At 53.5% G+C, this 19,666-nt stretch carries 15 protein-coding genes and 1 pseudogene; 7 read left to right on the top strand and 9 right to left on the bottom strand.

From position 1 onward, the window contains the following. Positions 1–129: 129 nt before the first annotated feature. The 5 genes and pseudogenes from ACO0LM_RS13465 to ACO0LM_RS13445 all read right to left on the bottom strand — a co-directional run. Positions 130–971: pseudogene (locus ACO0LM_RS13465) on the bottom strand (PLP-dependent aminotransferase family protein); the annotation flags it as partial. A gap of 102 nt (positions 972–1,073) precedes the next feature. After that, complete coding sequence (locus tag ACO0LM_RS13460) at positions 1,074–1,751, bottom strand: class I SAM-dependent methyltransferase (protein WP_423037798.1); 678 nt, start codon at positions 1,749–1,751, stop codon at positions 1,074–1,076. Positions 1,752–1,942: 191 nt separating this feature from the next. Continuing rightward, the gene (locus tag ACO0LM_RS13455) at positions 1,943–2,686 is read right to left on the bottom strand and encodes a hypothetical protein (protein WP_423037797.1); all 744 of its coding nucleotides are present in this window, start codon (positions 2,684–2,686) and stop codon (positions 1,943–1,945) included. Beyond that, a complete protein-coding gene (locus ACO0LM_RS13450; protein WP_423037796.1) occupies positions 2,683–3,507 on the bottom strand; it encodes a hypothetical protein in 825 nt (274 codons plus the stop codon). The genes ACO0LM_RS13455 and ACO0LM_RS13450 overlap by 4 nt, the downstream gene beginning before the upstream one ends. After that, positions 3,504–4,364 (bottom strand): ATP-binding cassette domain-containing protein, encoded by an 861-nt coding sequence (locus ACO0LM_RS13445; protein ID WP_423037795.1) that lies wholly within the window; start codon positions 4,362–4,364, stop codon positions 3,504–3,506. The genes ACO0LM_RS13450 and ACO0LM_RS13445 overlap by 4 nt, the downstream gene beginning before the upstream one ends. A gap of 380 nt (positions 4,365–4,744) precedes the next feature. Here ACO0LM_RS13445 and ACO0LM_RS13440 point away from each other — a divergent pair, with 380 nt between their 5' ends. Together ACO0LM_RS13440 and ACO0LM_RS13435 are read left to right on the top strand one after the other, a co-directional pair. Further along, positions 4,745–5,599, top strand: coding sequence for a DUF6920 family protein (locus tag ACO0LM_RS13440; RefSeq protein WP_422984433.1), 855 nt, complete (start codon positions 4,745–4,747; stop codon positions 5,597–5,599). 247 nt (positions 5,600–5,846) lie between these two features. Further along, the gene (locus ACO0LM_RS13435; protein ID WP_423037794.1) at positions 5,847–8,759 is read left to right on the top strand and encodes a polyprenyl synthetase family protein; all 2,913 of its coding nucleotides are present in this window, start codon (positions 5,847–5,849) and stop codon (positions 8,757–8,759) included. Positions 8,760–8,869: 110 nt separating this feature from the next. On the opposite strand, the gene ACO0LM_RS13430 is transcribed toward ACO0LM_RS13435, so the two are convergent. Both ACO0LM_RS13430 and ACO0LM_RS13425 read right to left on the bottom strand, forming a co-directional pair. Next, positions 8,870–10,012, bottom strand: a complete 1,143-nt coding sequence (locus ACO0LM_RS13430) for an ABC transporter substrate-binding protein (protein ID WP_423037793.1) — start codon at positions 10,010–10,012, stop codon at positions 8,870–8,872. A gap of 573 nt (positions 10,013–10,585) precedes the next feature. After that, positions 10,586–11,119, bottom strand: a complete 534-nt coding sequence (locus ACO0LM_RS13425; RefSeq protein ID WP_423037792.1) for a MarR family winged helix-turn-helix transcriptional regulator — start codon at positions 11,117–11,119, stop codon at positions 10,586–10,588. A gap of 251 nt (positions 11,120–11,370) precedes the next feature. Here ACO0LM_RS13425 and ACO0LM_RS13420 point away from each other — a divergent pair, with 251 nt between their 5' ends. Continuing rightward, the gene (locus ACO0LM_RS13420; RefSeq protein WP_423037791.1) at positions 11,371–12,612 is read left to right on the top strand and encodes a flavin-dependent oxidoreductase; all 1,242 of its coding nucleotides are present in this window, start codon (positions 11,371–11,373) and stop codon (positions 12,610–12,612) included. 241 nt (positions 12,613–12,853) lie between these two features. Here the strand turns inward: ACO0LM_RS13420 and katG are convergent, their stop codons facing one another. Beyond that, entirely contained in the window at positions 12,854–15,040 is a 2,187-nt protein-coding gene (katG, locus tag ACO0LM_RS13415) for a catalase/peroxidase HPI (RefSeq protein WP_423037790.1), read from the bottom strand. 410 nt (positions 15,041–15,450) lie between these two features. On the opposite strand from katG, the gene ACO0LM_RS13410 reads away from it, so the two are divergent. The 4 genes from ACO0LM_RS13410 (at position 15,451) to ACO0LM_RS13395 (ending at position 18,124) form a co-directional block, all read left to right on the top strand. Beyond that, a complete protein-coding gene (locus ACO0LM_RS13410) occupies positions 15,451–15,699 on the top strand; it encodes a DUF3297 family protein (protein WP_422984451.1) in 249 nt (82 codons plus the stop codon). A 183-nt stretch (positions 15,700–15,882) separates the two neighbouring features. Beyond that, a complete protein-coding gene (locus tag ACO0LM_RS13405; protein ID WP_423037814.1) occupies positions 15,883–16,656 on the top strand; it encodes a tRNA-uridine aminocarboxypropyltransferase in 774 nt (257 codons plus the stop codon). Between the two features lie 80 nt (positions 16,657–16,736). Beyond that, the gene (locus ACO0LM_RS13400; protein WP_422974098.1) at positions 16,737–17,174 is read left to right on the top strand and encodes a MarR family winged helix-turn-helix transcriptional regulator; all 438 of its coding nucleotides are present in this window, start codon (positions 16,737–16,739) and stop codon (positions 17,172–17,174) included. Positions 17,175–17,347: 173 nt separating this feature from the next. Continuing rightward, positions 17,348–18,124 (top strand): alpha/beta fold hydrolase, encoded by a 777-nt coding sequence (locus ACO0LM_RS13395; RefSeq protein ID WP_423037789.1) that lies wholly within the window; start codon positions 17,348–17,350, stop codon positions 18,122–18,124. A 95-nt stretch (positions 18,125–18,219) separates the two neighbouring features. Here ACO0LM_RS13395 and ACO0LM_RS13390 read toward each other — a convergent pair whose 3' ends face one another. Continuing rightward, on the bottom strand, positions 18,220–19,638 hold the full coding sequence (locus tag ACO0LM_RS13390; RefSeq protein WP_423037788.1) for a protein kinase domain-containing protein: 1,419 nt from the start codon (positions 19,636–19,638) through the stop codon (positions 18,220–18,222). Between the last annotated feature and the right edge of the window lie 28 nt (positions 19,639–19,666).

The following is a 19,666-nucleotide window of genomic DNA, read 5'->3' as shown; positions in this document are numbered from 1 at the left end:
GATCATGACTGAGGCGCAACCGGTGCCAGTTGGCTTTCAGCGGAAGTTCTGGGGCACGTCTACGCTGGCTGAGACTGCCGCCACGGTGCGGGAGCGGTTTGGGGATTCCAGTGTCAGACTTAGTGACAGCTAAACCACAGCAGCATTGAACGACCCGGGTCGCCGTGCACGCAGATGAGACAGCCGTTGAAGACCCGCCTGTAAGCGTCCACGGTCCTTGATACTCCCCAAAGAGATCCGGATTGCATTCACTGGTGCGATGCCTTCGCTGTTGGCTGCACGCGCAAGCTGTGCGGAGTTCCAATACGCTGGCAACTCTAGCCATATGTGCAGGCCGTATCCGGCACCGCTGTACCGCCCCGCCAGAATATCCCTAGCCATGCGGTGGCGCAGGCGCGCCTCGTTGCGTATGCCTGCCATCAATCTGTCAGCCGAACCGTCGATTATCCACTGCGTGGCCAGTGCGGCCGTCAGCGGGGCGGGTATTAACACGAAGGCGACACGCAAGCCGGGGGGCAGGCATTTCGACAAGGTTGAGATGTAGTACACCTGCTCTGGGGCAAACGTGGCAATAGGTGGCGGCGGTGCATCGGCAAGGAGCCAGTAGGGATCGTCCTCGACGATGCGTACATTGCAGCGCTTCGCGATGCTGGCGAGTTCCTTACGCCGGTGTTCCGGCATGGTGATGGCGGTTGGGTTCTGTAATGTGGGGTTGATGTAGACCAGCCCAGGCTTGCGCTGGCGGCATGCTTGCTCAAGCATCTCTGGCAGCATCCCGTGCTGGTCCGCTTCTACCGCAATTATTTGCCGCCGAATTGGGTCGCTGCGGCACGCAAGCCGGGATAAATCATTGTTTCTGCCAGGATGACATCGCCGGGCTGCGTCAGTGCAAGGACCAATGCGGCGATCACCGCTTACGCACCCGGGCAGACTTCAAGCTGTTTAGAATCCAGATGTCCAAGAATGATTTCACAATTTACACGTGCGTTCAAATAATGTCAGGTCTGTCGCATGGAACTTTGGGAACCGGTGGATCATTCCGATAGTTATATGCTGGGAGTACATTCACTGAATTATTTATTTTTAACGGCAAAAAAAGCGGTAACGCCAACCACCTCAAAATCAAGCACTTGAAAATTCTTTTCCAAGAAATCATTCAGGTCGCGTGCATTGTCATTGCGATTGTTAAAGACGCCTAGATAATTCATCAGCCACATGAATGGCTTTGCAAACAAGTTTTTATGGACATCTTCAGATAAGACAGAGGTTCCAAACAGCACGCCATTTTCAGAGAGAAGTGGTTGTAGATGGCTGAATGCAATGCCCTTTTCTTTGAAGCTACCTGGAACGCAATGCATGACATAATTGATCGCAATGGAGTCAAATTTAGCCATCTTGTGTTGGACCGGCTCCAACAAATTTTGAATGTATGTTTCCGGCGCATATCTTGAAACCTTGAATTTGGTTTTTGCCAGACACTCAGGGCTTAGATCCATCAGAGCGAGTCTCGGCTTGGTGGAATCAAAGACAACCCTGTTTAATAGGAACCCAGTTCCAACACCGACTTCGAGATGATTGGAAGAGACGTATTTTTTATAATGCGCGTCCAAACGCTGGATAGAGCTGCCCCAGGCATATTTGGAAATCACACCATACAAGATGAAGTCGTAGAAAAATAGACTCACCTTATTAAAATATCGCTGCGACCGTTCGACTTTTAGAGTGGTTAAATTCTGATTGGCAGTTTTCATTATTGCTTTCATGTTGAGCTACGTTCGAATTGTAGCTGTCTATCCAGCACATTTATATTGCGTTCGGCCGGCTCCAAGGTTCATCCCGCTGCACTACATCTTGTTTAAACACGCAGTCCCGTGGAATGACACCGTAATGTCGTGAGCACATCTTGGATGGTACGCAAGCGTTCAATTGTTCTATCACCTCATCAAAAATTGTTACTAAAACGCGCTGACTTTAAAAATTCTCGCTGGCCAGACACGGCCACTTCATCACCGATATTCAACTGAATCTGTTGCGGGATAGTGGCTGCAAAAAAATCCAGTAAACCGCGTTGCATTGACACATCAAGTCGATTGATCTGCACGTCATTACCTAAAACAAAACCATTCGTGCGCCAATCTTTTTTTGGCGGCATTTGGCATGTCGATATGAGTTTGAGGTGGTTGACTTTTAAATCTGTCATATTCACAGTTGACTGACAATCTGCAATTTCCAAACTCAATTCAGCACCAAGTAAAGTGCCAGACAGTTCAGTGGTACCAACACCAGAAAATGCTACTTTTTTAACCGACGATGGCAGGTGGATCGTAAATTTATTGAATGAGCGATACAGATGCGTTTCAACGCTGGCTAGGGTAATGTTCAAGATGCCATCAACCGTTTTTCCGTTGACGGACAGGCGCAGGTTCTCATTATTAATCGATGCTTGTGACACATTTGGGTCAAAAATGACCGTGATTCCTCCGGTATGGACTTCGTTACCTTGTGTGCGAATCACCACGCTTGCCTGTTCACCGATATCGAAATGATGCTCGGCCTGGTGCTGGCTTTTGGCGCGTGCCCGGTTATTTTTATTGATGTTATCCAGTGTGAAATTGCCTGCCACATACCAGACTACGGCAGCGAGAAATAGCCAAACCCCAGCTTTTGAAAACAGGCGTTTCATCATGACACCTCACGTTCTTTGAGGTGGAAGAATAGTGCCGCCCAAAGCAACACAGGCAACCCAAGCCACAAGCCAATTGAAAGACCGTATTCAGCGAGGCCCTGTGGTACAAGCACATCATCATTGAGCGATGCAAATATTCCCAACTGTGGGAAGCAGCCTATCCATGCCATGAAGATGGCTAGTAAAAACAATGTCAAAACTGTTCTTAGCACGGGCGAACGCTTAAAAAATACCGTGCCCCCGGCAATTACTGCCTGACCAGCTGTTAAGAACAGCATAAAAAATATTTGCATCTTAATGAATCTCTGCACATCGGCACCGGTCTTTCCCATTTCTGAGGTAATGAATGGGATATAAAAGCCAAAATCCTGTTGAGCGAGGGAGCAGGATTCGCAAAGCGATGGCGTAATATATGACGCCTTGGCCAACTGGACGGCGGGATAATTCATCAGCATATAGCCAACGGTATATGCCAGCGGGAACAGGATGCCGATGAACACGAATGCTAGCAACCATTTCTCAAACACCGAAGCTGGGCGCATCAGGGTAATCAGGCTGGCCCCAGGATTGACCATGTGTTTGAAATAGCGGCCAGAGAACACCATTGCCGACACAAGCAGACCCCCCACATACCATTGAACCTGGCTGCCGAAGTGAAACTGCGAGAATGTACGCTCTGTATCCGTAGTGAAGGAAATCAATATACTAATCAAATTTATCATGGCCATGATGCCGACGAACCACGCATAGTCACGCCAACTTTCTGCCCAATGGGCGCGCCACAAGCGGGCAAAACGTGCGCTGTCGAAAAAATTGCTCATTGCGGATTCCTTGTTGGGTCTTGATGAACTGCCACTGCATCCAGAATGGCTTGCTTGTTCATGCTCAGGGCCTTGTACAACAATTCGAGATTGACTGCCCCCGGGGCATCGCCCTTGTTGGCTGCGACATAGGCCCATTGATGGCCGATTGCTTCTTGATAGATGCTGTCGGCAATGTCTGCCTGATTGTCTGCGACGCCCAGATGCAAGGCGCGTTGCAGTGTATCCATGCTGGCGGACAATGCCAGCTTGCCGGCATCGACAAACAGCACGTGGCTCATGAGGCTTTCTAAATCATGTGCCTGATGGGTACTGATCACGACGATGCGGTCTGCATGTTCTTTGCCGCCCATGATGGTTTTAAACTGCGCCCGGCCCAAGATGTCCAGCCCATTGGTCGGTTCATCCATCAATAACACGGGTGTGTGGGTTGCCAGCGCAAAGGCGATCACGGCTTTTTTCTTTTGCCCCAGGCTCATGGAGGCAAAGCCCTTGTCGCGTGGCACTTCAAAAATATCTGTATAGCTTTGAAAATCGGTACTGGAGAAGCGCGGATAAAACGGCGCATGCGTCTTCAGCAGCACCTCCAGCTTGATATTGGGCAGGTGAAATTCTTCGGGGACTACATACACTTGTTCCAGAAACGTGGGCAAGCGGGCGGCAGGCTTGTACCCCAGCACGTCTACGCTGCCGCCATGCGGAAACAGCAAACCCGACAGTATCTTTAATAGCGTCGATTTGCCACTGCCATTGCGTCCAAACAAACCATATACACCTGGCTGGGCAAGCGTCAGCGAAAAATCGTCATAGACGCGTTTGCGCCCATATTCAAATTGCAGTTGTGTGACTTTGATCATCAAAGTTCCTGAAGTTCCTGAGGTTCCTGTAGACATCTATTATTTTTGGCTCGCTGTTTTCAACTGAGGGCATTCTTTAAGCAAAATCCCTCAAGCATCTTTTGCAGCAAAAGACGTACTTGCAAAGTGTCAGAGTTTATTACTTTTTTGCAAATAAAGGAAATTCAGAAGTTCACACCATTACAACTAGTGCGCTTCCATCACGAACAAGAGAAGTTTGTTTGGCAAACGCGCCGTATCAACACTTGCTTTTTGACAGGTAAAGAGAATTGAAAACACCGGCACAAATCCGGTTCGCTTATGTTTGATACCCGACGAACAAGGCTGTGTGCTTTGGGCATAATCTACTCTATCTCTTCCCCTTCACTGGCAAATTCACTATGACCTGGATTATATGGGTGTTACTTGCCCTTGTTTCTGCCGCAGCCATTGTAGCTGGCCTTGCCGCTTACGGTGCTGCGCGCTGGGCAGGTAAGACGCGGGCGTTGTTGCTGCGGCTTGAAAACACTCGCCTGTCGGTAATACCGTTGTCATATGACGTTCAGGAAATCGATAAGCTGCCGGCACCGGTAAGCAGATACTTCCGTACCGTATTGAAGGATGGCCAGCGTATCATCTCTGCGGCAAGGGTTGAACATGTGGGCAGCTTTAACCTGAGTGCGACTGCGGATAAGTGGAAGCCTTTTGCATCCGCACAGCGGGTTATCACCCGCAGGCCCGGCTTTGTATGGAATGCCCGTATTGCCATGGCTCCGGGTATAGGTGTTTATGTACACGACGCTTATGTGGGCGGTGAAGGCATGCTGACGCCTGCCTTACTTGGCTTGTTGACTTTGGCGGGCAACATCAGCGCCCGCGATCTGGCTGAAGGTGAATTCATACGGTTTTTTGCTGAAGCTGCCTGGTACCCCACGGCTTTACTCCCAAGCCAGGGGGTACATTGGCAAGCTGTTGACGACCATTCTGCCATTGCCACGCTTGCCGATGGAACAATCAGCGCAAGTATGCTGGTCAATTTCAACCCGGCTGGCCTGATTGAATCGGTACACGTTGCGGCACGTGCCGCGACGGTGGGCAAGGTCGTCGTGCCTACACCGTGGGAAGGGCGCTGGTACAACTATCAAGAACGTAATGGCATGCTGGTGCCGCTTAGCGGCGAGGCAGCATGGCTGCACCCTGATGGGCGCCAGCCTTATTGGCGCGGCACCATCACCTCAATGACGTATGAATTTTAAGCTGGCGACCAGCATGGCAGCTATGCATAACTTTAAGCCCTGTTATGACGCAACTTATGACGCAGCATTAGAATGCGCATAAAGTAAAGCTGGCTGATCGCCACTGTCTGTTTTTTTAAACAAATCAAAGCTCTCCAGCACTTTGCTTGCCTAAGACCTGCAGACTGCCAGCATAATACCTGCTGATTAATGGCGGGGGAGCTCATCTGTGACTCATCTCCGCGATTTCACCTCAGGAGAAAGCTCGTTGAAGCAAACTAGAGTACTTATTGCTGGCGCAGGTATCGCTGGTTTGACGGCAGCCCAGGAGCTGGCCGAACGTGGATTTTTGGTGACAGTGGTAGAGGCGCTGGCCGCACCCGGCGGAAAATCGCGCAGTATCCCGGTGGAAGGATCAGCTACTGCAGATCACCAGGCTTTGCCGGGTGAACATGGTTTTCGCTTCTTTCCGGGGTTTTACCGACATATCCCCGATACGATGGCGCGTATTCCCTGCCTGCTGGCCGATGGCTCTTACGGTAGCGTGGCAGACAACCTGGCGCACACGTCCCGCACGCTTGCATTGTCAAAGAAGGGGCGGTGGGAAGTACCCAACCAGTTAAGATCGTCATCGCATGATGCGGCATCATTGCTCTCATTTCTGTATGATCTTTTTGTGGGTAGTGGTGTCGATGTGCCGCGCGAAGACATGCTGCACTATGTACGATGTGTGTTCACCATGCTGACCAGCTCGGACGAGCGACGTTTTGGTGAATTCGAAAACATCTCCGCCTGGGATTATTTCCAGGCGCCGTCACGCTCAGAAGCCTATCAAAAATATGTCATCAATGCGGTGACCCGCACCCTGGTGGCTTGTCGCGCAGCGGATATGAGCGCACGATCCAACGTGGTGGTAGGCATACAATTGCTCAGTGATATCTACCGCAGTTGTGCCGACAGGGTGTTGAATGGCCCGACCAGCGAGGTGTGGATAGCACCGTGGGTCACGCATCTTCAACATCTGGGGGTGGAATTTGTACTTGGTGCTTCTGTAGAAAATGTGCTGTGGGATCGTACAGCAGCACGTGCGCTGCAACTCAGTGACGGCACAGAATTGGCAGCCGACCATTTCATCCTGGCGTTGCCGCTGGAAGCCTTGCAGGCAATCGGCAATGAAGACATGCTGGCCAGGGCACCTGGTCTTAGCAGGCTGGGCGAACTCAAAACCGAGTGGATGAACGGCATCCTTTTCTATCTGGGGCAAGACATAGAACTGAATCACGGGCACACGATTTTCCTGGATGCGCCGTGGGCACTGACCTCGTTGTGCCAGCAGCGTTTTTGGCCGCGTGGGCTGGCGCAATATGGAGATGGCACTGTGCGCGGCATACTTAGCGTCTGCATATCTGATTTCGATGCACCCGGCGAATACATACGCAAACCCGCCAGGAATTGCACGCCAGCAGAAATTCAGGAAGAAGTCTGGCAACAAATCCTAGCCCACCTTGCACCAACAGACAGGGCTGAACTTGAAGCTGCCGGGGTCATTGCCTGTTCCATCGACCCGTCATTGCGCTGGACTGCTGAGGGTATGGAAAACGATGCGCCGCTATTCGTCAACACCGCCGGATCATGGGCGGCGCGGCCAGAGCTTGATATCGGTATCAGCAACCTGTTCGTTGCTGGCGATTTTGTGCGTACATCTACTGACGTGGCGACGATGGAAAGCGCCAACGAATCTGCACGCAGGGCCGTCAACCACCTGCTGGAACTGACTGGTTCCAGTGCACAGCGCTGCCAGCTATTCCCACTGGAAGAACCGACGGCACTGACCCCGCTCAAGGTCATCGACAAGCTGCGGTTTGATGCTGGCTTGCCGCATTTGCTGGACCTGGTGCCGGTATTTTCTGGGGAAACTATCGCATGGCTGGGCGCAATGACTACCCGCGTCGCCGACTATTCAGTAAAGGCCGGTGACCTGGTGCGCCAGTTGGGTTGGGACAAGCGCTTGCCTGAATTTGAATCCAGGGCCATGCGTTTCATTAACAACCTGGGCCGGGGTGTGGCCCCTGTATCCAAGTGGGCCAGCAGTACAGGTAATACTGCGGGCAATACTACAGACAGCCCTGAACAAGGTAAGCAAGAGGCACAAGCTAAGGCATCCGGTGTGTATGCCCTTATCAATGATGTTGTCGGAGCCATTAATGACAAGGCACTGGCTGACGACCTGGACAAGCTGCGTACGCATTTGATTAGCGCGCTTGATCAGACGGATAGACATTTTCGTGAATACGGGGCTAGCCACCAGCGCCATCTGATTGATGGTGTGCTGGCTGATTCGTTGTTTCAATCCGGCAAGCGCTTGCGGGCAAGCTGCGCCCTGCTTTGTTCCATGCTGATGCGGCGGTTTTTGTCGGACGAAGCGATACAGGTTGCCATCATCACCGAATCCATACACGCAGCCACGCTGCTGCACGATGACATCATCGACGAAGCCGATCAGCGGCGCGGCCACCCCACCGCATGGAAAAAATATGGCGTGGGTGCCGGTGTGCTGGCAGGCAACCTGCTGGTGTCACGCGCCGTGCGTTCACTGTACCGCATCGGTTATAACGGGCTGGCAGACGATTTGTTTGAGGTCATCGAATCCATGATCGCTGCCGAATCTGACCAATTGTCAGGCCGACGCAACCTGGAAGCCAGCGAAGAAGATTACCTGCGCATCATCGATGGCAAAACCGCGGGGCTGTTCGCCTGGTCTTGCCGCGCCGGTGCCACCGTAGGCGGCTGCAACGCCGCCACGGTCACTGCCACCGCCCAGTTTGGCCGCCGCATGGGCCTGGCTTTTCAATTGATAGACGACATACTGGATCTTGACCCCGCAACCAGCGACACCGGCAAAACCCGCTTCACCGACCTGTCTACCGGCCTGCTGACTTACCCTTTGCTACTGGCACGCCAACGCGACCCACAAGGCTTTGATGTGTTGGCGGCTGATGGCTTTACCAATGCTGCCAAGGTCAGTGCATGGCTGGTTGCCAATGCAGCTCTGGATGATACGCGGGCCGAAGCCGCCAGACAGATTGCGCTGGGGGTCGAGGCCTTGTTACCGGTGCGGCATTCTGCGGCGAAAGCGGCGCTGATTGAATTGGCGCGGGCGTCTACGAGGCGATTGCGGTAGAAACATAGTGAAGGTGCAATCCAGGCATTCCATAGAATAGTTGGATTGCACCTTCATGAAAACACGAAATTGTGGCCCTGCATTAGCATTGCAAGGCCCAAGCCAGCGCTTTACGGCCCAACCGCTTTCCAATTCCCATTCTGTATCGTCAACATCACCCGTGCTTTTTCTTCCAGGCCGAAATGGTCATTCACTGTGTAATGCAAGACACCCTGAGTGATGGGGATATCGATTTCGGATTCCATGGCGTCTTTCAGGGCAGTGCGGAATTCTGGCGTGCCGGGTTTGGCTTTTTTTAGTGCCAGCGGAATGACGCGGTTCAGCAGCAGATAGGCGTCATAGCCGTGGGCGGCGAACTGGTTTCTGGTGCCTTCGCCAAATTGTTTTTCATAGCGATTGGTGAAGTCGGTTGCCAGGCGTTTGGATGGGTGGTCTTCTGGCAGCAGCTCTGGCAGGATGGCCAGGCCGGCGACGACGAAAGCACCTTCCACATCTTTGCCGCCGAGGCGTATCAAATCACGCGAGGCAGCACCATGGGTTTGGTAGATTTTGCCTTTGTAGCCGCGTTCTATCAGGGCTTTGTGCGGCATGGCTGAGCCGCTGCCGGATGCACCGATGAGGATGGCGTCAGGCTTGGCGGCGACCAGCTTCAGGGTTTGTGCGGTGACGCTGGTGTCGGGGCGGTTGAAGCGTTCAGTGGCGACGGACTGCAGGCCATCCTTGCTGGCGGCGGCTGTGATGCCTTTTAACCAGGCTTCGCCATAGGCGTCTGAATAGCCGAGGTAGGCATAGGTTTTGACGCCCACTTTTTTCATGTGGTCAGCAACGGCATGAGCCATGAGCGATGTTGACTGCGCGACGCGGAAGGTCCAGGCGCCTTTGCCGGGTGCCATTTCAACTGGTGAGGTAGAGATTTGTGGCGTCTTGAGTTCAGACGCGACTTCTGCCAGGGCCACCGAAGCAGGTGTGGCGGTGGAGCCGATGATGACATCCACCTTGTCATCGGTGATGAGCCTGCGGGCGTTCTTGCTGGACTGGGTGGTGTCAGATGCATCGTCAAGGATGACGAGTTTGACTTTTTCACCACCGATGGTGTCGGGCCACAGGCTAATGCCATTTTTGGTGGGGATGCCTAGCCCGGATGCAGGGCCGGTCAGGGGCAGGCTGACACCGATGGTGATGTCGGCCTGGGCGGTGCCTATGGTCGCGCCTATCAGCAGGGCCAGTAGCGTGGGTTTGGTGATGAATTGCATTGCAGTCTCCTGATTTATTGTTGGTATTGCGGATGCGGGTGTGGCTTATGGTTATTTAGCCTTGTTTGCCAGGCTGGGCTTGGAATTGGTGACGTGCATATTGCAGTTCGTTATTGCAGTTCGTTATTGCAGTTCGTTATTGCAGTTCGTTATTGCAGTTTATTATTGTTATGTCGCAGAACAGTTATTCAATATAATAATATTTTCGGTGAGATGCAACTGGGGTTTGAGGTTTTTTGGGGTGGGTGTTGGCGCACACATTAAAATTAAACGTTGCGGATATGAGGATGTAGGTTGGGCCGGGCCTCGCTAGGCTACGCCTTATCAGCCCAACGGGGCCCGGCCCAACACCTAGCATTGAAATAACGTATTCGGTTATCAAAACCCCAGTGTTGGGCTGATAAGGCGTAGCCTAGCGAGGCCCGGCCCAACCTACGAACTGGTTAATAAACCGAACCCCATCCCCACCCTAACCCTCCCCTTGAAAGGGAGGGGATAAAACCTACGAGGTTTGTCTATGTCGTGGATTTGTTTTGATGCCTGAGCCTTAAAAGTAACGCAGGTAGCAACTTGCTACTTAGCTACTACACACAACTTCCCCAGCAACACCCGCAACTGTTCGCGCTCTTTTGCTGTCAGTTGTTGACTGACATGGTCGTCATGTTCTTTGACGGCCTGTTTGTATTTTTCCAACTGGCGCTGGCCTTCTTTGGTCAGGTGCAGGTTGTAGGATCGGCGGTCGCCGGAATCTTGTCGTTCCAGCAGGCCGGCCTGTTCAAAATTGTCTATGATGGAAACAACACCTGATCGTGCAATGCCCATGACTTCGGCCAGGCGGGTCTGCGAAATGCCGGGGTTGCTGCTGATAATGACCAATGAAGAAAAGCGCTGAGGGGTAATGTCATAAGCACCCAGGCTGACCGCGAAATCTGCGTAAATCGACAATTGGGCACGGCGTACGGCGTAGCCTGTCAGTTCTTCGAGGATGTCGTAGTTGATGCCTTCTATGCGCGCATTGAAAGTGATAGCTTGCGCCGTGCTGGTTGGGCGCCTGGGGGTTGCGGCGCTGGGCTGTCGTTTGCTGGTGGCTGGTTTCTGTTTGGGCATGTTATGACGTTTTTTTGCGATGGGCTTCCTGTCTTGCCTATTGTACATGCTGGGCGTCGTTATAAAAACGGGGAGCCTTGCTGATACACAAACACGGTAGCATCCGGCACTGCCAGTGCCCTGCGTTTTCTCTCTTGCATCCCTAGGAAATATGCAACAAATCTTGTGTTACCTTGAATAACTGTAATACAGTATAACAATTGCGCCACACTTATAAAGGCGTGCGAAATAAAATCCTGCGGGAGGAAGACGTGAAAGTGGTTATCGCCGGTGCCGGCATAGGCGGCCTGACTCTTGCGCTGATGTTGCATGAGCGTGGGATCCATGTAGAGGTGTACGAAGCAGTCAGTGAAATCAAACCGCTGGGCGTGGGCATCAATTTATTGCCCCATGCCAGCCAGCAATTGTGTCAGCTGGGGCTGGAAGCTTGCCTGGCCGAGCGCGGTATTGAGACTGCATCGCTATCTTATTTCAACAAATTTGGCCAGAAAATCTGGCAAGAGCCACGTGGTCGTGCCGCTGGCTATGATTCGCCACAATATTCCATACACCGTGGTGAATTGCAAATGACTTTGTTGCAAAGCGCGATAGACCGGCTGGGCGCTGACAACATTCACCAGGGGCATGCATTTGCTTCTTTTGTGCAAGTGGCAGACAAGGTGATTTCTACCTTCACCAGGCAGGCAGATCAATCGGCGGTGCAGGTGGAATCTGACTTGTTGATCGGTGCGGACGGCATCCATTCTGCAGTGCGGCGCTTTTTGTATCCACAGGGTGATCAGCCACGCTTCTCTGGTCGTATGTTATGGCGGGCGGTGACAGAGGCAGAGCCTTACATGGATGGGCGCAGTATGTTCATGGCAGGCTACCAGGACCAGAAATTTGTTGCTTACCCTATCTCTGAACCCTTACGCACGCAAGGCCGCTCGCTGATCAACTGGATTGCAGAGCTGCGCGTGCCGGGTGGTGAATTGCCCACGTCAGACTGGAACCGCAAGGTCGACAAGTCCACCTTCAGCAAGCCGTTTGACAGTTGGAAATGGGGCTGGATCGATATCCCTGCGCTGATCGAAGCGGCAGAGGTGGTGTATGAATTTCCACTGGTAGACCGCGACCCCTTACCGCGCTGGACCTTCGAGCGCGTAACGCTGATGGGCGATGCCGCCCACCCTATGTATCCGATAGGTTCAAACGGCAGTGCACAGGCGATTCTGGATGCCCGTTACCTGGCCGATTGCCTGACCAATGAAGTCAACGTCCTGTGCGCCCTGCGTGAATATGAAGCAGAACGCTTGCCACGCACCACCGGCATTGTGTTGCGCAACCGTATGAACGGGCCTGAACAGGTGATGCAACTGGCAGAAGAACGTGCGCCACAGGGTTTTGCGAATGTAACGGATGTGATCGCGCAGTCGGAGCTGGAGGCGATTTCTTTGCGCTATAAGCGGCTGGCTGGGTTTGATAAGGATGCGTTGGCGGGGAAATCTACTTAAACAGGACTTGGCCTGTGGAGAGGTGTTGGGCCGGGCCCCGTTGGGCTGATAAGGCGTAGCCCAACCTACGGGCTGCACCTCACCCCTTCCCCTTCAAGGGGAAGGTTGGGATGGGGATGGGTTTCCGACGTAAATTCATCTATCGTTAATCAACCAAACCCCATCCCCACCCTAACCCTCCCCTTGAAGGGGAGGGGACTGGCTACTGGAAAATTTTACTCATTGCATTTTTTAATTACAATCACACCAAATCAAACCTGTCCGCATTCATGACCTTGGTCCACGCCGCCACAAAATCATTCACAAACTTCTGCTGCGAATCGCTGCTTGCGTAGATTTCTGCCACGGCGCGCAGTTGTGAATTGGAACCGAAGACAAGGTCCACCACGCTGGCAGTCCATTTCACCTCACCACTGGCGCGGTCGCGGCCTTCCAGTACACCTGCGGTGCCTGACTGTTGCCACTTGGTGTTCATGTCCAGCAAATTGACGAAGAAATCATTGCTCAGGGTTTCTGGTCGTTTGGTGAACACACCCTGTTGTGTTTTTCCGGCGTTGGCATTCAGTACGCGCAGGCCACCTATCAGGACTGTCAGCTCAGGTGCACCAAGGTTCAGCAACTGTGCCTTGTCGATCAGCAAGGCTGCGGCTGTTCCTTCCAAACCTTTGCGCAGGTAGTTGCGGAAACCGTCGGCCGCTGGTTCCAACACTTCAAACGATGCGATGTCGGTCTGGTCTTGTGTGGCGTCCATGCGCCCTGGCGTAAAACGCACCTTGATGTCATGGCCAGCTTTCTTCGCCGCTGCTTCGATGCCGGCACTGCCACCCAGCACGATCAAATCGGCCAGCGAGATTTTTTTGCCGGATTGGCTGGCGTTGAACTCTGCCTGTATGGCTTCCAACTTGGCCAGCACAGTGACCAGTTCTGCGGGCTGGTTAATGTCCCAATCTTTTTGCGGGGCCAGACGCAGGCGTGCGCCGTTGGCACCACCACGCTTGTCGCTGCCACGGAAGGTGGATGCCGATGCCCAGGCGGTATTCACCAGTTGGGATACAGACAGGCCAGACGCCAGCAGCTTGGCCTTGAGGCTGGCAATGTCATTGTCGTTCACTAATGCATGGTTGACGGCTGGAACAGGGTCTTGCCAGATCAGTTCTTCTTTTGGCACCAAAGGACCAAGGTAGCGGGTGATGGGGCCCATGTCGCGGTGGGTCAGTTTAAACCAGGCACGGGCAAAGGCATCAGCCAGTTCTTGCGGATTTTGCAGGAAGCGGCGCGAGATTTTTTCGTAGGCTGGGTCCGTGCGCAGGGCCATGTCTGCGGTCGTCATCATCGGTGCGTGACGCAGTGCCGGGTCGTGCGCATCGGGTACGGTGGTCCTGGCGGCTGGGTCTTTGGGTGTCCATTGATGGGCACCGGCTGGGCTCTTGTTGAGTTCCCATTCGTAGCCGAACAGGGTTTCAAAGTAAGAATTGTCCCAGGTGGTTGGGGTGGCGGTCCAGGCACCTTCGATACCGCTGGTGATGGTGTGCACACCTTTGCCTGTGCCAAAGCTGTTTTTCCAGCCCAGGCCCTGTTCTTCCAGGCTGGCACCTTCTGGTTCTGCGCCGACCTGGGATGGGTCACCTGCACCATGGGCTTTGCCAAAGGTATGGCCACCGGCTACCAGGGCGACGGTTTCTTCGTCATTCATGGCCATGCGGGCAAAGGTTTCGCGGATGTCGCGTGCCGATGCAAACGGGTCTGGTTTGCCGTTCGGGCCTTCGGGGTTGACGTAGATCAGGCCCATCTGCACTGCCGCGAGCGGGTTTTGCAGATCGCGGTCGCCGCTGTAGCGCTGGTCATCCAGCCATTTGCCTTCGGGGCCCCAGTAGATGTCTTCTTCTGGTTCCCAGATGTCGGTGCGGCCACCGGCGAAACCAAAGGTCTTGAAGCCCATGGAATCAAGCGCGACATTACCGGTCAGTATCATCAAATCTGCCCATGACAGTTTGTTGCCGTATTTTTGCTTGATGGGCCACAGCAGGCGGCGTGCCTTGTCGAGGTTGCCATTGTCAGGCCAGCTATTGAGGGGGGCAAAGCGTTGTGCACCTGCACCGCCACCACCGCGACCATCAGCAGTGCGATAGGTACCTGCGCTATGCCAGGCCATGCGGATAAAGAAGGGGCCATAGTGGCCGTAATCGGCAGGCCACCATTCTTGCGAATCGGTCATCAGGGCATGCAGGTCTTTGATGACGGCGTCCAGGTCCAGGGTCTTGAATGCTGCAGCGTAATTGAAATCTTCACCCAACGGGTTGGATGCGGGGGCATGTTGATGCAATATCTTGAGGTTTAATTGATTTGGCCACCAGTCTGCGTTGGCGTGGCTGGCTGCCACTGCGGTGCGGGCGGCACCCGCGAACGGGCATTTTGCTTCGTTTGACATCGTTATCTCCTTGGATGGGGAGGCTGTTGCAAAATCAAGCTGGCTATATGACATAACACCAACTTCATTTCGCAACAGCCTCTGAATGACACTGATTACATGGCCGATTGTAGGGATGGATGATTAATAGGTATACTTAATTTAATTTATTGATTCAATTCATTTTGACTATCAAAGGATAAATGAGTCTTTCCTGCTCACCTTCATAATGACGCATGAGCCTTATTAGGACTTACGCAAAACCGCCCTGGCTGCGTTGCAGCTCCTAGGCGTACTTATCATACTGTCGTCGTCGCTGACGCCTTGCCAGGACGATTTTGCGTAAGTCCTACTTATCAATTAATAATAACTTATTTACACGAAAACTGTGGCCATTGAATCCCCTGCACTTCTAAGGGATAATTGCGACCATGAACGACACTACACAATACCCCCCATTACCGGATCGCCTGTCGGTTGATCCGCGCAGCCCTTATCATGTTGCCGCCGTGTTTGAACACGATGTCGGTATTAAGCTCAATGGCAAAGAGCGCAACGATGTTGAGGAATATTGCATCAGCGAAGGTTGGGTCAGCGTTGCTGCTGGCAAGGCACGTGACCGCAAGGGCCACCCTTTGATGATCAAGGTCAAGGGCGTGGTCGAGGCGTTTTATCGCTGATTGATTTGTCTGGATGCAGAAAGCATCCAGCCAGCATTTCTATTATTTCTATTGCCGGGCTTGCCCGGTGTCTTTGGCGCGATATAGTTCGATATAGTGCGCGCCGACTACAGTCATCAATGGATTTTGCCTGACCTATTTGTTGCCTCCATTGGTGTTGCCTCCACTGTTGTTGCCTTGCTGATGAAACCCACCTACCCGCCCCATGCTGTATCGCGCCTGCGCTCTGCCCGTCTGCTGCGCAGCACCCGGCCATTTCTGGCGCGTGGTGGGCCCAAGGGTGAACGTTGTGGCGGCTGTCGGCTGATCCTGAGTCATTGCCTGTGCACGCTGCGGCCTGTCGTGCATACCCATGCCGGGGTATGCCTGCTGATGGCGGAACATGAAACCTTAAAGCCCAGTAACACCGGCTGGTTGATTGCCGATGTGGTGCCGGATACGATGGCATTTGGCTGGGCGCGTACCGAGGTGGACCCGGCGCTGCTAGCGGTGCTGGCAGACCCGCAATGGCAGCCGTATGTCGTTTTTCCCGGTGAGTTTGTGACACCAGAACGGGTGATTACGGAATTGTTGCCAGCAACTACGCAACCGACATCCGCAACCAGCGGCGCTGGAAACAAACGCCCGCTATTCATCTTGCTGGATGCCACCTGGCCAGAAGCACGCAAGATTTTCAAGAAAAGCCCTTACCTGACGCAATTCCCGGTACTCAGCCTGTTGCCTGAACAATTGTCGCGCTATCGCCTGCGCCGCTCACGCCGTGATGATCATTTATGCACATCTGAAGTAGCCGCCATATGCCTGGGCCTGGCTGGCGACCATGCCGCAGCGCAGGCGCTGGAAATGTATCTGGATGTGTTCACCGACCATTATCTGCGGGCCAAGCAGCAATTGAAGGTGGAATGGGAAGATGAATTGCATGCGAAATTGCTGGATTTGCTGGCCTCAACGACGTAGCCATGCGGCATGCAGCCCTGCCATTTGCGGTTGCGACCAAAGTACGCTAGGCTAACACTCTTCTAAGAAGTTTAAGTACCATGACATCCCGCAAACAACCGCCTCTGCTGGCGGACCATCTGTGTTTCAACTTGTACTCGACGTCACTCAAGATGACGCAGTTGTACAAGCCGCTGCTTGCCGAATTGAATCTGACGTATCCGCAGTATCTGGTAATGGTCGTGTTGTGGGAAGAAGAAGGTCTGGGTATACGTGATGTAGCTGAACGCCTTGGACAGGATTCGGGTTCGATCACGCCGATAGCCAAACGTCTGGAAGCAGAAGGTTATCTGCTGCGTGACCGCGATCCCAATGACGAACGCAATCGTGTACTGACCCTGACCGATGCGGGCCAAAAACTGCGCGCCGCCGGGGTACGCATCAGTCAGCAGATTGCCGCAGCATGCGACTTGCAACTGGCCGAATTTCATCAGCTCATGGCGGCACTGAACAAACTGGGCCGTAACCTCGATCTTTGAATAACGTGGCCTGGACGTAATGCCATAAAAAATAATTGAAATTAACTTGCGCGCTAATTATTTGCGCGCTATTATATATTCCACGGTCAGGCGCAAAGGCATCAGAAAGTCATTTAAATACTTAGCGCGCTAACCAATAAATTTCTTATTATCACTTTTTGAAAGTACTCAAAATGAAAACCACAAGCAAAAATGCACTGATCCTGTCTGCTGCCTTATCCGCTGCCGCTGCCACTATAGCCCTACCGGGCCATGCATTGGCGGCATCTGCCAATGACACTACGGTGATCCTGGTTCATGGTGCTTTCGCCGATGGCTCAAGCTGGAACCAGGTAACACCGCTGCTGCAAGCTAAAGGGGTGAAGGTCATTGCCGTGCAAAACCCTCTGTCTTCACTGGCAGATGATGTGGCTGCGGTGCAGCGCGTTGTCGATGCACAAACTGGCAAAGTAGTGCTGGTCGGTCATTCATGGGGTGGTGCCGTGATTACGCAAGCTGGCAGCAGTGACAAGATCAAGGCGCTTGTGTACGTCGCAGCATTCGCCCCATCCGAAGGTGAAACCCTGGGCAGCCTGGGCAAAGATTACCCTGTACCAGCCGGTGTAGCGACACTGAAACCGGATGCCAATGGCAATCTTGAATTGTCCCCAGAATCATTCGCGGCCAATTTTGCACAAGATGTGGCTAAGGAAAAAACTGCCGTGCTGGCCACCACACAGGGTCTGTTCCCTGCCAAGGCATTCGGTGAACAGGTGACTTACGTCGCATGGAAAAACAAGCCGAATTATTACATCGTGGCCAGCAAAGACCGCATGATTGATCCGGGCCTGCAAGCTGCTTTCGCCAAGAAGCTCAATGCCGTTACCACCACTGTGTCAAGCAGCCATGTGCCTATGTTGTCCCAGCCTAAAGCGGTTGCAGAGGCAATCTTTGCTGCTGTCCAGCGCTAATCAACAGGCGGGCCAACCTGGCTCCTGCTGTTGATGGTGATGTGATGATGGCCGTACTGCTTCCCCGGGCAGTGCGGCCTTATTTTTGACCGGCGCTAAGCCGCTGGCTGCCCATTCTCTGGCCCGGCGTTGCGACTGATGGCGGCAAGATAGCGTTGTGCTTCTTCCCAGGTAATGGTGGCATCTGTCGGTGCATCGTCTTGCGTGGCGGCCAGCAGGGCTTCTTCTTGCTGGCGTTTTTGTTCTTGCTGTTCTTTTTTCTGACGCAACTGCGCCTCTTTCTGGCGGATTTGTGCGTCTTCAATGGCGCGCAAGCGATTTTGCCTGGCGATGAGTGCGTGCAGGGCGGCGCTGGCGTGCTCGCGTCTTTGTTTTTCCAGTTCTTTGCGTTGCTGTCTTTGTTCGGCACGCTGACGGGCAGCGGCTTCGATGGGTGATTCCTTGATGCCTGCCTTGCTGACGTTCACTTTACCCTGCACTGTACCCAGGCCTGGTTTGCCGGCAGTTTGCAAGGCTTGCAGCAATGCCCGCACACTGGCAGGGCGCTGGTCTGGCTGGATGGCGAAGCCGCTTTGCAAGACTTGCCATTGTGCGGCATTGAGTACAGCGGGCGGCATGGGATTTTGTTGTGGATGACGGTATTCGCCAAAGGGCATGGCCGCTTCCAGCATCTGGTAGATCATGACGGCAACTGCATACACATCCAGACCCGGGCTGTGCTGATGGCTGCCTGCTTCTGGCGCGCGGTAGCCGGCGGTGCCAGCATAGGGTGAACGCGATGGCGTCATGCCGGTGGAAACAAGCCCGGCTTCGGTGTGGCTGCGCAAACGGGCCGAGATACCAAAGTCCAGCAATTTGATATCGCTAGCCTGCGTCAGCAAGAGGTTGCCGGGTTTTAAATCACGATGGACGAGTTTGTGTTTGTCCCATGCATAGTGCAGGGCATCGGCTACGGGGCCAAGCATGTCCAGCACTTGCCGGAGGGTGCAACGGCTGTGTTTGGCCAGATAATTTTCCAGGTCTTGCCCATCCAGGTATTCCATGATGATGAAATAGCTGCTGGTGGCAGGGTCACGCGCCCAGTCATACACCCTGACGATATGTTCATGCGCAAGCCTGCGCACCAGGGATGCTTCTTCCACCAGCAGGCGTGCATGAATGGTACTTTGGGTCAACTGCGGCGACAAAATCTTGAGTGCCACCATTTCGCTATGGCCCAGCTCTGCCTGGGTTGCCAGGTCTGTGGCTTGCCATACCTGGCCCATGCCGCCCTGCCCTAACAGGCGTTCCAGCCGATAGCGTTTGGATAGCCCGCCCACTTCCTGCCCTGCCAGAAAACCGAGGTCGGTACCCTGGCTATTTTCTTGCGCGGGTTTGCTGGCCTGCCGGGAGATAACGGGGGCAAGTTCGGTATCGAGTATGGCGTCTTTACGCTGCTTGAATTCGTCTTCTGTCAGCAGCCCTTCATCCAGCAATGCGCGCAATTCACGGATTTTTTGTATTGGCGTTTGCATGTTATTGATAACGGCTACTTTTCTTAAA

The organism is Undibacterium sp. Di26W (genome assembly GCF_049340265.1).
Classification (GTDB): Bacteria; Pseudomonadota; Gammaproteobacteria; order Burkholderiales; family Burkholderiaceae_D; genus Undibacterium.
Note: the sequence above shows the minus strand (reverse complement) of the source record. Positions and strands in the feature narration are given on the sequence as shown.